Here is an 11646-nt window from a genome sequence, read left to right as displayed (position 1 = left end):
GGCAATGTGGATATACTGGCGCGGACTTTTGCGGGGCGGCCATCCGTCCGCTCGCCCCGCACAAGCCGGCTGGCGACGGGGCGGCGAACCGAGCACAAGATCCGAGGGAAAGAATGAATAGTGCCTATCTCTATGCGGTTCATTTATTGTCGGCGTTCGTGCTGCTGCTCGTGTTCGCGGCAGTGTACCTGAAGGTCACCCCGTTCGACGAACTGGCGCTGATCCGCGACGGCAACGCGGCCGCGACGCTGTCGTTCGGCGGTGCGCTGATCGGCTTCTGCCTGACGCTGGCATCCAGCATCGCGCACAATTCCACGCTCGGAGAAGTCGTGATCTGGGCCGTCGGCGCGATGGCCGTGCAACTGATCACCTATGCGGCGCTGACGCGCCTGATGCCCGGCATGAATCATGCAATCGAGGATCGCAACGTCGCGATGGGCGGCCTGATGGGCACCGCGTCGCTCGTCGTCGGCATCATCAATGCCGCCTGCCTGACCTGACGCGCCACGCGTTTCGAGGAGACCGACATGAGTCTGGGATCGTTTATCCGCAAGCAGTTCGTCGACGTCCTGCAATGGACCGAAGACACCGACGGCGTGCTGGCCTGGCGCTATCCGATGGAAGACATGGAAATCCGCTACGGCGGCAAGCTGACCGTGCGCGAAACGCAGGTCGCGATCTTCGTCAACGAAGGCAAGGTCGCCGACATCTTCCAGGCGGGGCTGTACACGCTGGAAACGAACACGCTGCCGGTGCTCACGTACCTGAAGAACTGGGACAAACTCTTTCAGTCTCCTTTCAAGTCGGACGTCTATTTCTTCAGCACGCGGCTGCAGCTCGGCCGGCGCTGGGGCACCGCGCAGCCGGTGACGATCCGCGACCGCGAATTCGGCTTCGTGCAGGTGCGTGCGTTCGGCATCTACTCGTACCGGATCGTCGACGCGGGCGCGTTCTATCGCGAGGTCAGCGGCACGCGGGCGCAGTACACGGTCGACGATCTCGAACAGCAACTGCGCAACCTGGTCGTCACCGCGATGAGCACCACGTTCGGCTCGGCCGACGTCCCGTTCGTCGACATGGCCGCGAACCAGTCGCTGCTGTCGCAGCGCGTCGCCGAGGCGCTGGCGCCGGTGTTTACGCGCTACGGCCTGGCGCTCGACGCGTTCGCGGTCGAGAACGTGTCGCTGCCGGCGGAGCTGCAGAAGGCGCTCGACCTGCGGATCGGCGCGGGGATGGCCGGGGATCTTGCCCGCGCCACGCAATACCAGACCGCGCAGGCGATTCCGCTCGCCGCGCAGAACCCGGGCGGCATCGCCGGGATCGGCGCTGGGCTCGCCGCCGGTGCGGCGATCGGGCAGGCGATGGCTGGCCAGATGGCGGGCGCCGCGCAATCGGCGCCGGCAGCACCGCCCGCGCCCCCCGCCGCCGCGCCGGTGGCTGCCGCGCCGGCGGAAGGCACTGATTACGTGCAGCGGCTCGAACAGTTGAAGGCGCTGTTCGACAAGGGCCTCGTGACCGAAGACGAATATTCGCGCGCGAAGGCCGAGATCCTCGCGAAGCTGACCCGGTAAGCGTCGCGCATGTTCAGCACCTCGTGCCCCCAGTGCGGCGCGCCAGTGGAGTTTCGCTCGGCGGCGGCGGTGATGGCCGTCTGCGCGTCCTGTCGCAGCACGCTGCTCAAGCGCGGCACCGACGTCGAACGTATCGGCGAACTCGCCACGGTGCTCGACGATGCGTCGCCGATCCAGATCGGCACGGCCGGTCGCTACGGCAAGCGTACGTTCACGGTGCTCGGGCGCATCCAGATGACCTACGACGCCGGCGCGTGGAGCGAGTGGTATGTCGTGTTCGACGACGGCACGTTCGGCTGGCTGTCGGATGCGTCCGGCCAGTATGCGATCACGGTGCGCGAGCCCGACGATGCGTCCGGCGGCGCGTGGCCTGCGTTCGGCACGCTGGAACCGGGCATGCGGATCGACCACGGTGGCCGCGCGTTTCTCGTGTCGGACGTGCGCACCGCGCGCTGCACGGGCGGCGACGGCGAGCTGCCGTTTCGCGTCGATGCCGGTTGGGAGGCACGCGTCGTCGACCTGCGCACCGGCAACGCGTTCGCGACCTACGACTATTCCGACGCCGATTCGAACGGCGGGAGTCCGGCCGTCTACACGGGCGAAGCGCTCGAATTCGATGCGCTCGCATTCACCGGGCTGCGCGATACCGAAAACGATACGCGCGAGAAGCGCGGCGCGGAGATGGTGCCGTTCGCGTGCCCGAGCTGCGGCGCGCCGCTGTCGTATGCGCCGAACGTCGCCGACTACGTGGTGTGCGGCAGTTGCCATGCGGGCGTGCAGTACACGGCCGAGCAGCAGACCGTGTTCGCGGCGCAGCGCAAGCTCGACGCGGTGAAGGGGGCGCTGGAGCTCGGCGCGATCGGCACGTTCGACGGCGTGAAGTACACGGTGATCGGGATGATGCGTTGCCGCGTGCCGGACGACGAAGAGACGTGGGACGAATACCTGTTGCTGAACCCGAAGCGCGGGTTCCTGTGGCTTGTGCAGAGCGAAGGGCGCTGGGAACGCGTGCAGGTGCTCGACCAATGGCCGACGATCGGCAGCGAGTCCGACGTGACCGACGGCGGCAAGACCTACCGCCTGCGCGAGGAATACGATTCGGAGGTCGTCTACGTGGTCGGTGCGTTCAACTGGCGCGTGCAGGTGGGCGATCGCACGTCGATCATCGACTACGGCTGGCAGAAGGACAAGCTGACGCGTGAGCGCAGCGACGCGGAGATCGTCTGGTCGCGCGCGCGGCCGCTGTCGGGCAGCACGCTTGCCGAACGCTTCGGCACGCCGGCGCTCGCGACGGCCGCGGCGGCAACGGGCGCCGCTGCGTCGACGGGCCTGTTCGGCCGGAAAGGCCCGCACAGTTTCGCGCCGCTGCCGCTCGTGTTCAGCGCGCTGCTCTTGATCCTGAACATGGGCTCGCTGTTCTCGTTCAGCGGCCGCTCCGTCTACGTGCTGGTCGGCCTGCTGGTGCTGTGGCTGCCTGAATGGCTGTGGAGGAGCTTTGCGTCGGACGGGGGCAGCGCGTGATCCGGTACATCCTCTATGGCATCTACGGCCTGATCGTCGTCACGCTGTTCAGCTGCGCATCGATCGGCGGCAGCGGTTCGGGCGGCAGCGGCTGGGGCAGTTCGTCGGCCCGCAGCGGCTACTCGTCGTACGGGTCGCACAAATGACCGTGCGCGACGCGATCGCACCACCGCGCGCGACGTTCGGTGCGCACGTGCTGGCCGACCTGGCCGGCATCGACGCGGCGCTGCTGCGCGACGCCGCGCGCCTCGAGGCGCTTCTCGTCGAAGCGGCGCAGCAGGCGGGCGCACGCGTGATCGGCGCGCATTTCCATCATTTCGGCGGTGAGCATGGCGTGACGGGCGTCGTGCTGCTCGCCGAATCGCACATCACGATCCATACGTGGCCCGAGCATCGCTTCGCGGCCGTCGACGCGTTCATGTGCGGCGCGGCGCGTGCGGCCGATGCCGTCGATGCGATCGCTGCCGCGCTCGGTACGCAGGCACAAGTCCGGCAGCAGGTTGCGCGCGGCGGCGCGCCGACGTGAGCGGGCATTTCACTCTCTTGACCGATATGCGTAACGGAATCCGATTTGCCGCGTTGCTCGGCTGGGCGCTGCTGGCGGGCAATGCCGCCGCCGATGTGCCGCCGAAGCCGCCCGGCCCGGTCGTGATGGTTCACTTCGATTACTACGACAAGGACAACGCGCGCCTTCACGCGCTGGAGCAACGGCTGGATCGCGCGGTGAAGCAGGCAGGCGCCGGCGAACTGGGCGAGACCGAAGTGCATCGCGACGGCAACGACGGTTACCTGTACTTCTACGGTACGAGCGCCGACCGCCTGTACGCGATCGCGCGCCCGATCCTGAAATCGTCAGGATGGCTGACCGGTACGGAGGTCACGTTGCGCCGCGATGCGGGGGCGGAAACGTTCCCGTTGCGCGGGGTCGGCGCCCGTTAGGGCTGGGCCGCCGCGAACGCCGCGATGTTCCCGCTACCGGTCGAACCGGAACGACGACACGCCGTGCAACGCCGCGCCGCCGTCAGCTGACGCAGCGCAGCAAGCGGTTCGCGAAGTCTTGAACCCGTGCGCCGTGCGGCAAGAGGCGACGGGTTGAAATCAGCGATTGATTTGGTCCGCCGAAATCAGCTCGGCCACCAGGACGGGTGCCGGCCCCTGCAGGTAGTACTCGTGCTCGAGCGGTTCGCGCAGCTTCATGAACGTCTCCGTGCCGATCTGCATCGTTTCGCCTGCCTGCATGCGCGCGCCGCTTTCCAGCAGGTAATGCATCACGTTGTTGAAGATGCCCGAGTAACGTTCGCCCTCGTGATGGCCTTCCGCGAGCGCGGCGAAATCGGGCAGGCCGAACACGTCGGCGCCATAGGTGCGCATCCACACGCCGTCGACGCCTTCGACTTCGTATTTCACGAAACCGCAGAAGAACAGGTTCAGCGGGATATCCCGCAGCACTTCGAGGCTTTCCTCGCCGAGTTCCTTCGCATTGAAGACGCCGGCCGGCAGCGACGTGTGCGCGTGCTCGTTCAGCACCGCGAGGCCGTTCTGTTCGGCGAGCGCGCCGGCGACGGCCGCCAGCGCGACATACTGGTCGAGCGGATTCGCTTCGTGCCCGGCGTAGTAGAGGATCACGTGGCTGCGACTTGCTCGCACCTGCTGCTTCAGGTCCTGCCCGTAGTGGGCCGGTGCAACACATGTTTCCAGCGCCTCGGACGGATAGGGCGCGTCGAAGCCGACGAGCCGGACGACATGGTTGCCCCAGCCGGCGAGCCCGAATACCTGCTCCAGCGTCGGCTCGGTCTCGACGCGCGCCTGCTTCATGCTCGGATGGTACGCGCGCAGCCCGGCCGTCAGCGCGGCGACGTCGACCTTCAGCGGGCCGTCGAAGACGACCGTCACGCTCAGCGGATTCTCGACGTCCGGTGCCGCGACCAGCGCAACGGGGTTTTCGGGTACTTCGTTGCGGCCAAAGAATCGGGATATCAGGCTCATCGGATCAGGTTCGTGTCGCAGCCGTTTCAGGGAGGAATGCCCCGTTCTCTCGGTCGGGGCGCGCCGTCAGGGCGACGGCCGCCCGTAGTTTCCCCGGGTTCGGCGAATCTGGCAAATGCGCGGCGAATGCCCGACGGCGCGGAGGTGGCGCGTTCGAACCCAGTTGGGAGGAGGTGGTGCGGACACGCCGGGCCGTGCGGGCGCGTGGCCCGCGGCAGCGACGGTCAGTGCGGCAGCGCTTCGGCTTCGGCCCAGCGCTTGAACGAATCGAGACGCCGGCGCGTCTGCACGAGATAGAACGCGCCGATCAGCGGTTCGAGCAGCCAGCGCAGCCAGGCCGGCTGGGCGCGGAAGTGGTACGTGAATTTCACCTCGGTCGTGCCGGGCGTGTGCTCGGTGAAGTTCCAGCTGCCGCTGAAGCGCTCGAGCACTTTCGGCCCGTCGACCATCTCGACGGCGGCGACCTGCGGCGGACGGTACGAGATGTAGCGTGACACCATCGTCGCGCCCGACTGGCTGCGGCAGAACGCGTCGACGCCGACGCCGGCCGTCGTGCCGTCGAGCAGATAGGCGTCGGTGAGGAAGCTGTCCCACACGAGCCGCCGCGCGTAATCCTGCGACCACGTGAAGAGGCGTCTGCGATCGACACCGACGGTCCGGCTGACTGAGATCCTCATGATGGTGGGCGCAATGGCGCGGATTGGGATGAAATCGAGTGTAACCCGCCAATAACGCGCATTGCTTCAGACTTCGTCAAGTCGAGGATGGGTTCGATTGACGCACCCCGGGATTTCCCCTAGGATTCGTTTCAACCCTTCGGGAAAGACCCGAAGCGTTTCACTCTCTTGAGGGAGCCTCATGAGTACGCAACAGAACCGGCGCTTCGACGCGCTCGTTTTCATTGGTCGTTTCCAGCCTCCGCATCGTGGTCACCTGAACGTGCTGAAGTCGGCACTGAGCCGGGCCGAGCGCGTGTGCGTGCTGATCGGATCGACCGACAAGCCCCGCACCATCAAGGATCCGTTCTCGTTCGACGAGCGCCGCCAGATGCTGGCTTCGCTGCTCGATGCGTCCGAGCGCGACCGCGTCACGATCGCGCCGTTGCAGGATTCGACCTACAACGACGGCGACTGGGTGCGCTGGGTGCAGGACGCGGTCGCGTCCGCGCTCGGCGATATCGCGCAGCGCAAGGTCGGGCTGATCGGCCACGAGAAGGACGCCACGTCGTATTACCTGCGGATGTTCCCGCAATGGGAGCTCGTCGATGTCGACGCGACGGAAGACATTTCCGCCACCGAGATCCGCGACCAGTATTTCGCCGAACGCCCGAACAGCTTCGTGCAGTGGGCCGTGCCGGAACCCGTGTTCGGCTGGCTCGAGCGTTTCCGCACGCAGCCGGAATTCGCGCAGCTGAAGTCGGAAGCCGAATTCATCGCCGGGTATCGCAAGGCGTGGGCGGCCGCGCCTTATCCCGTCACGTTCGTGACGGTCGACGCGGTGGTCGTGCATTCGGGCCATATCCTGCTCGTGCGCCGCCGCAGCGAACCGGGCCGCGGCCTGTGGGCGCTGCCGGGCGGGTTCGTGAACCAGGACGAGCGGCTCGACGCGGCCTGTATCCGCGAGCTGCGTGAAGAAACCGGCCTGAAGCTGCCGGAGCCCGTGCTGCGCGGCTCGATCAAGGATCGCCAGGTATTCGACCACCCGACGCGTTCGCTGCGCGGCCGCACGATCACGCACGCGTGCCTGTTCAACTTCCCGACCGGCGAGCTGCCGCGCGTGAAGGGCAGCGACGACGCCGACAAGGCGCGCTGGGTGCCGCTCAACGAATTCGCGCAGATGCGCAACGTGATGTTCGAGGATCACTTCGACATCGCGTATCACTTCCTGGGGAAGCTGTGATCCGCTGATTCCCCGCATTCCGTCCGCCGCGACAGACGCGGCGGCACTTCAACGGCCTAGAGGAGCTCTAGCCATGCAAAACGATCTCGGCGGCTTTGCCGCGGTTCTCGCCAATCCGATCCTCAACACGGATTCGTACAAGGCGTCCCACTTCCTGCAATATCCGCCCGACGCGTCGGCGATGTTCTCGTACGTCGAATCGCGCGGCGGCCGTTACGACCGTACGGTGTTCTTCGGCCTGCAGATGCTGCTGAAGGAATATCTGTGCAAGCCGATCACGCACGCGATGATCGACGAGGCGCGCGACTTCTTCACGGTGCACGGCGAGCCGTTCAACGAAGCGGGGTGGCGCTACATCGTCGAACGCTACGACGGCTACCTGCCGGTGAAGATCCGCGCGGTGCCCGAGGGCTCGGTCGTGCCGGTGCACAACGTGCTGATGACGGTCGAATGCGACGACCCGCAGGTGTTCTGGCTCGCGTCGTATCTCGAGACGATGCTGCTGCGCGTGTGGTATCCGGTGACGGTCGCGACGCGCAGCTGGCACCTGCGGCAGACGATCCGCCGCTTCCTCGAGAAGACCGACGACGATCTCGCGCAACTGCCGTTCAAGCTGCACGACTTCGGCGCGCGCGGCGTATCGAGCGCGGAGTCGGCCGCGATCGGCGGCGCGGCGCACCTCGTGAACTTCATGGGTTCGGACACGGTGCTCGGCGTGCTGGCCGCGAACCGCTTCTATCGCGAGCCGATGGCCGCGTACTCGGTGCCGGCGGCCGAGCACAGCACGATCACGTCGTGGGGCCGCGAGCACGAAGCCGATGCGTACCGGAACATGATTCGCCGCTTTGGCCTGCCTGGTGCGATCGTGTCGGTCGTGTCGGACTCCTACGATCTGTTCGCCGCGCTCGATCTGTGGGGCGGCGAGCTTCGGCAGGCCGTGCTCGATTCGGGCGCGACACTGGTCGTGCGTCCCGATTCGGGCGACCCGGTGCCGATCGTGCTGCAGACCGTGCGCGCGCTCGACGCATCGTTCGGCTCGACCGTGAACGGCAAGGGGCGGCGCGTGCTGAATCGCGTGCGGGTGATCCAGGGCGATGGTGTCGACGAGTTGTCGATCGATGCTATTCTCTCCGCGCTCGACGACGCGGGTTATGCGGCCGGCAACGTCGTGTTCGGCATGGGCGGCGCGCTGCTGCAGCAGGTGAACCGCGATACGCAGCGTTTCGCGATGAAGTGCTCGGCGATCCGGCGCGGCGGCGTGTGGCACGACGTCCGCAAGGATCCGGTTACCGATCAGGGCAAGCGCTCGAAGAAGGGGCGGCTCACGCTGCTGCGCAGTTTCCGCACCGGCGAGTATCGGACGACGACGCTGCCCGCCGCATGGGACGACCGGATGCTGGAAGGCGAATGGGAGGACGCGCTCGAAACGGTGTTCGATACGGGGCGGCTGCTCGTCGATACGTCGTTCGCGGAAGTGCGGGCGAGGGCGCACGCGGGGGAGGTGTGATGCGGGAGGCGGAGGCGGCGCGAGAGGCTCGGGTCACGCCGTCGCTGATACGACGCGATTGCGGGGTCGTTTAGCGGCGGGCTGCCTCAGCGAAATGTTCTGGATGTCGGCGTGATGCGCGGATCGCCGCACAAGTGCCGACATCCATCGTTGCAAAGCGGCACCAGTGTCAGACCGATCTGAAGATAGCCTTCATAACCGGCGCTGTCTTTCGGATACGGTTTCGAGATGATGTGGGTATCCGACCAGATGTTCTCACTCTTCACACCGAGTTGTATCAGGAATTCCTTCAGGTGTGCCGCTCGCCGCAGCGCCAGCCCCTGTGGATTGACTTCCCCGATGTAGGCTCCGGCGGTGACGATGCCTCGAATTTCGGCGCCGGGCCATTGGCGCGCGCGAATGACCATCTCTGTAATCTTGACGCGATCCTCGTTAGGGATCGCGTCGGAATTGAGCGGGACGCTGTCAAGCATGTCTTCGGAAACCGTACAAGCCGTGGATGGCATCGAAAACGCGAGGCAGGACCAGATCGCGATGCATATCGCGCGTGCAAGAAATGTCACCACAGAATCCTGTCGTCGAAAAATGTACCGATCCATTTTGTAATTGTTTGCCTAATTGCTGGGTTTCAGTATTCCCGAGCGGAGGCATGTCCGCCCGCATCCGCCTGCATGCCACTGCGTTCCTCGACACGCACGACCTCCATCGCCCGCGCCAGCGCATCGAACACCGCCGGCCCCTTGCAGCGCGACACGTTGAAACGCAGGTACGACGTCGCGCCGTGCGACGCGCTGAACACGTTGCCGGGCGCGAGCACCACCTCGTGGTCCAGCGCATGGCGCGCGACACGCGCGGCGTCGAGTCCGTCAGGCAACTCCGCCCACACGAACAGCCCGCCGCGCGGCTCCGTCCAGATCCGCAGCCCGGCGCGTGTGAGACGCCGGAGCGTTTCGCCCATCGCGTCCGCGAGGCGCGTGCGCAGGCTGTCGACATGGCGCCGGTACGTGCCGTCGACGAGCAGCCGGTGTACGACGTTCGCGCCGATCTGCCCATGGCCGAACGATGTTGCGAGCTTCAGGTCGACGAGCGCCTCGATCCATTCCGGGCGCGCGGCGACATAGCCGCAGCGGATCGCGGCCGACAGCGTCTTCGAGAAGCTGCCGATCGACACGACCCGCGATAGCCCGTCGAAGGCCGCGAGGCGAGGCGCGGGCGTGCTCTCGAAATCCGCGAAGATGTCGTCCTCGACGATCAGCAGACCGTGCTCGGCCGCAAGCGTCAGCAGCCGGTGCGCGACGGGCGCCGCGAGCGTCGCGCCGGTCGGGTTGTGCAGCGCCGCGTTGGTGATGTACAGGCGCGGCCGGTGCTCGGCGAGCACCTGCTCGAAGCGCGCGAGATCGGGGCCGTTCGGCGTGTACGGGACGCTGACGATCCGCGCACGGTGCGCGCGCAGCAGCGCCTGGAAGTTGAAGTAACACGGATCGTCGAGCACGACCGTGTCGCCCGGCTCCAGCAGCAGGCGGCAGACGAGATCGAGCGCGTGCGAGCCGCCGTCGGTCAGCATGATCTGCGCGGGTTCGGCCTGGATGCCGTGCTGCGCGAGCCGCCACGCGAGCTGCTGGCGCATCGCGGGCAGGCCGAGCGGCGTCGCGTAGTCGGTCAGCGCGTCGGATTCGTCGCGCGACGCGGCGCGCAGCGCGCGGCGCAGGCTCTCGTCCGGCAGCCACGACGGCGGCAGCCATCCGCAACCGGGCTTCACCGAGGTGGGCGCTGCCTCGAGCGACTGGCGCGACAGCCACAGCGGATCGAGCCCGCGATCGAGCCGGGGGCCGAGATCGGCGAGCGCGAGCGGTGGCGCGTGTCCCGACACATAGAAACCCGAGCCGCGCCGCGAGACCAGCACGCCTTCGCTCGCAAGCCGCTCGTACGCATCGACGACGGTCGATTTCGACACGCCGAGCGCGTCCGCTATCATCCGGATCGACGGTACGCGCGCGCCGGGCACCAGCGCGCGGCTCGCGATTCGGGCGCGCAACGTATCCATCACGGTTTCCACGCGCGTGCGCGACTGCGTGGGCGGAACGGGAAGCGGGGCGGTCTGGTTCATGACGAAGAATGAACTGTACGGCCAGTCGTCCAGTACAGTTTGTCCGAATTGTATTGGGCCGTAGCTTACGCGGTTTTCGCGGGCGGCGGATCATCGGTGATCCTCTTTTCCCGTTCAGGATTTCCCGTGCAAAAGACGACCGACGGATGGCTCAGCGGCCTGCTGGGCGTGATCATCTTCAGTGGCTCGCTGCCCGCGACGCGTATCGCGGTGCAGGGGCTCGACCCGCTGTTCCTCACCTTTGCGCGCGCGACGATCGCCGGTGCGCTCGGCCTGCTGCTGCTCGTCGTGCTCAAGCAGCGGCGGCCGACGCGTGCCGAGGCTGTGTCGCTCGCCATCGTCGCGCTCGGGGTCGTGATCGGCTTTCCGTTGCTGACGGCACTCGCGCTGAAGCACGTGACATCGGCGCACGCGATCGTGTTCGTCGGGTTGCTGCCGCTTGCGACCGCGCTGTTCGGCGTATGGCGCGGCGGCGAACGGCCGCGGCTGCCGTTCTGGATCTTCTCGATCGTCGGCAGCGGTGCGGTGGCCGCGTTTGCGTTGCGCAATGGCGGCCACGCGTCGGTGGTCGGCGATGCGCTGATGCTGGCCGCGATCGTCGCGTGCGGCCTCGGCTATGCGGAAGGCGCGCGCCTGTCGCGCGAACTCGGCGGATGGCAGGTAATCTCGTGGGCGCTCGTGCTGTCGCTGCCGCTGATGCTGCCGCTCACGTGGTTCACCCGGCCCGCGTCGTTCGACGGCGTCGATGCCGCCGCGCTATGGGGGCTCGCGTACGTGTCGCTGTTCAGCATGCTGATCGGCTTCGTGTTCTGGTATCGCGGGCTCGCGCTCGGCGGGATCGCGGGCGTCGGTCAGTTGCAACTGCTGCAGCCGTTCTTCGGTTTCCTGCTGGCGGCCGGGCTGCTGCACGAGACGGTGCCGCCGTCGATGGTCGTCGTGACGGTCGTCGTGGTCGGCTGCGTGGCGGGCGCGAAGTACTTTTCGAAGATGGCGCCCGTGCAGCGGGCGAGCTGACGCGACGGTGCACATGCCGCCATATGGCTGGCCGTGCGCCG

The 11646-nt window shown here is 66.9% G+C and carries 13 protein-coding genes; 9 read left to right on the top strand and 4 right to left on the bottom strand.

The features are described from left to right. Positions 1–113: 113 nt before the first annotated feature. The 6 genes from LGN17_RS08240 to LGN17_RS08215 are packed head-to-tail and all read left to right on the top strand — an operon-like array spanning position 114 to position 4031. Positions 114–500, top strand: a complete 387-nt coding sequence (locus LGN17_RS08240; RefSeq protein ID WP_011354425.1) for a DUF350 domain-containing protein — start codon at positions 114–116, stop codon at positions 498–500. Between the two features lie 27 nt (positions 501–527). Next, on the top strand, positions 528–1571 hold the full coding sequence (locus LGN17_RS08235) for an SPFH domain-containing protein (protein WP_226195844.1): 1044 nt from the start codon (positions 528–530) through the stop codon (positions 1569–1571). A 9-nt stretch (positions 1572–1580) separates the two neighbouring features. Continuing rightward, positions 1581–3092, top strand: a complete 1512-nt coding sequence (locus tag LGN17_RS08230) for a DUF4178 domain-containing protein (protein ID WP_226195843.1) — start codon at positions 1581–1583, stop codon at positions 3090–3092. Beyond that, positions 3089–3238, top strand: a complete 150-nt coding sequence (locus LGN17_RS08225; RefSeq protein ID WP_155291822.1) for a hypothetical protein — start codon at positions 3089–3091, stop codon at positions 3236–3238. The genes LGN17_RS08230 and LGN17_RS08225 overlap by 4 nt, the downstream gene beginning before the upstream one ends. Further along, positions 3235–3618, top strand: coding sequence for an adenosylmethionine decarboxylase (gene speD / locus LGN17_RS08220; protein WP_175968847.1), 384 nt, complete (start codon positions 3235–3237; stop codon positions 3616–3618). Before LGN17_RS08225 ends, speD begins: the two co-directional genes overlap by 4 nt. 26 nt (positions 3619–3644) lie before the next feature. Continuing rightward, complete coding sequence (locus LGN17_RS08215) at positions 3645–4031, top strand: hypothetical protein (protein WP_226195842.1); 387 nt, start codon at positions 3645–3647, stop codon at positions 4029–4031. Positions 4032–4190: 159 nt separating this feature from the next. Here LGN17_RS08215 and LGN17_RS08210 read toward each other — a convergent pair whose 3' ends face one another. Together LGN17_RS08210 and LGN17_RS08205 are read right to left on the bottom strand one after the other, a co-directional pair. After that, positions 4191–5078, bottom strand: a complete 888-nt coding sequence (locus LGN17_RS08210; protein WP_226195841.1) for a DUF4261 domain-containing protein — start codon at positions 5076–5078, stop codon at positions 4191–4193. A gap of 224 nt (positions 5079–5302) precedes the next feature. Then, positions 5303–5755, bottom strand: coding sequence for a type II toxin-antitoxin system RatA family toxin (locus tag LGN17_RS08205; RefSeq protein WP_175968844.1), 453 nt, complete (start codon positions 5753–5755; stop codon positions 5303–5305). A 181-nt stretch (positions 5756–5936) separates the two neighbouring features. On the opposite strand from LGN17_RS08205, the gene LGN17_RS08200 reads away from it, so the two are divergent. Further along, positions 5937–6977, top strand: a complete 1041-nt coding sequence (locus LGN17_RS08200) for a bifunctional nicotinamide-nucleotide adenylyltransferase/Nudix hydroxylase (protein WP_175953291.1) — start codon at positions 5937–5939, stop codon at positions 6975–6977. Between the two features lie 73 nt (positions 6978–7050). Next, positions 7051–8484, top strand: coding sequence for a nicotinate phosphoribosyltransferase (locus LGN17_RS08195; protein ID WP_226195840.1), 1434 nt, complete (start codon positions 7051–7053; stop codon positions 8482–8484). A gap of 86 nt (positions 8485–8570) precedes the next feature. On the opposite strand, the gene LGN17_RS08190 is transcribed toward LGN17_RS08195, so the two are convergent. Further along, on the bottom strand, positions 8571–9047 hold the full coding sequence (locus LGN17_RS08190) for a hypothetical protein (protein WP_226195839.1): 477 nt from the start codon (positions 9045–9047) through the stop codon (positions 8571–8573). A gap of 65 nt (positions 9048–9112) precedes the next feature. Next, complete coding sequence (locus LGN17_RS08185; protein WP_226195838.1) at positions 9113–10591, bottom strand: PLP-dependent aminotransferase family protein; 1479 nt, start codon at positions 10589–10591, stop codon at positions 9113–9115. A 126-nt stretch (positions 10592–10717) separates the two neighbouring features. Between LGN17_RS08185 and LGN17_RS08180 the strand changes: the two genes are divergently transcribed. Then, the gene (locus tag LGN17_RS08180) at positions 10718–11605 is read left to right on the top strand and encodes a DMT family transporter (protein ID WP_226195837.1); all 888 of its coding nucleotides are present in this window, start codon (positions 10718–10720) and stop codon (positions 11603–11605) included. Positions 11606–11646: the final 41 nt, after the last annotated feature.

Origin of the sequence: Burkholderia sp. AU30280, assembly GCF_020420125.1 — a bacterium.
Classification (GTDB): Bacteria; Pseudomonadota; Gammaproteobacteria; order Burkholderiales; family Burkholderiaceae; genus Burkholderia.
This window is presented reverse-complemented; position numbering and strand designations above follow the sequence as displayed.

Coding starts and splice junctions, on each gene's coding strand:
- LGN17_RS08205 (WP_175968844.1), bottom strand. CDS start 5,755: ATGAGGATCTCAGTCAGCCGGACCGTCGGTGTCGATCGCAGACGCCTC.
- speD (WP_175968847.1), top strand. CDS start 3,235: ATGACCGTGCGCGACGCGATCGCACCACCGCGCGCGACGTTCGGTGCG.
- LGN17_RS08230 (WP_226195843.1), top strand. CDS start 1,581: ATGTTCAGCACCTCGTGCCCCCAGTGCGGCGCGCCAGTGGAGTTTCGC.
- LGN17_RS08210 (WP_226195841.1), bottom strand. CDS start 5,078: ATGAGCCTGATATCCCGATTCTTTGGCCGCAACGAAGTACCCGAAAAC.
- LGN17_RS08185 (WP_226195838.1), bottom strand. CDS start 10,591: ATGAACCAGACCGCCCCGCTTCCCGTTCCGCCCACGCAGTCGCGCACG.
- LGN17_RS08240 (WP_011354425.1), top strand. CDS start 114: ATGAATAGTGCCTATCTCTATGCGGTTCATTTATTGTCGGCGTTCGTG.
- LGN17_RS08200 (WP_175953291.1), top strand. CDS start 5,937: ATGAGTACGCAACAGAACCGGCGCTTCGACGCGCTCGTTTTCATTGGT.
- LGN17_RS08195 (WP_226195840.1), top strand. CDS start 7,051: ATGCAAAACGATCTCGGCGGCTTTGCCGCGGTTCTCGCCAATCCGATC.
- LGN17_RS08235 (WP_226195844.1), top strand. CDS start 528: ATGAGTCTGGGATCGTTTATCCGCAAGCAGTTCGTCGACGTCCTGCAA.
- LGN17_RS08215 (WP_226195842.1), top strand. CDS start 3,645: ATGCGTAACGGAATCCGATTTGCCGCGTTGCTCGGCTGGGCGCTGCTG.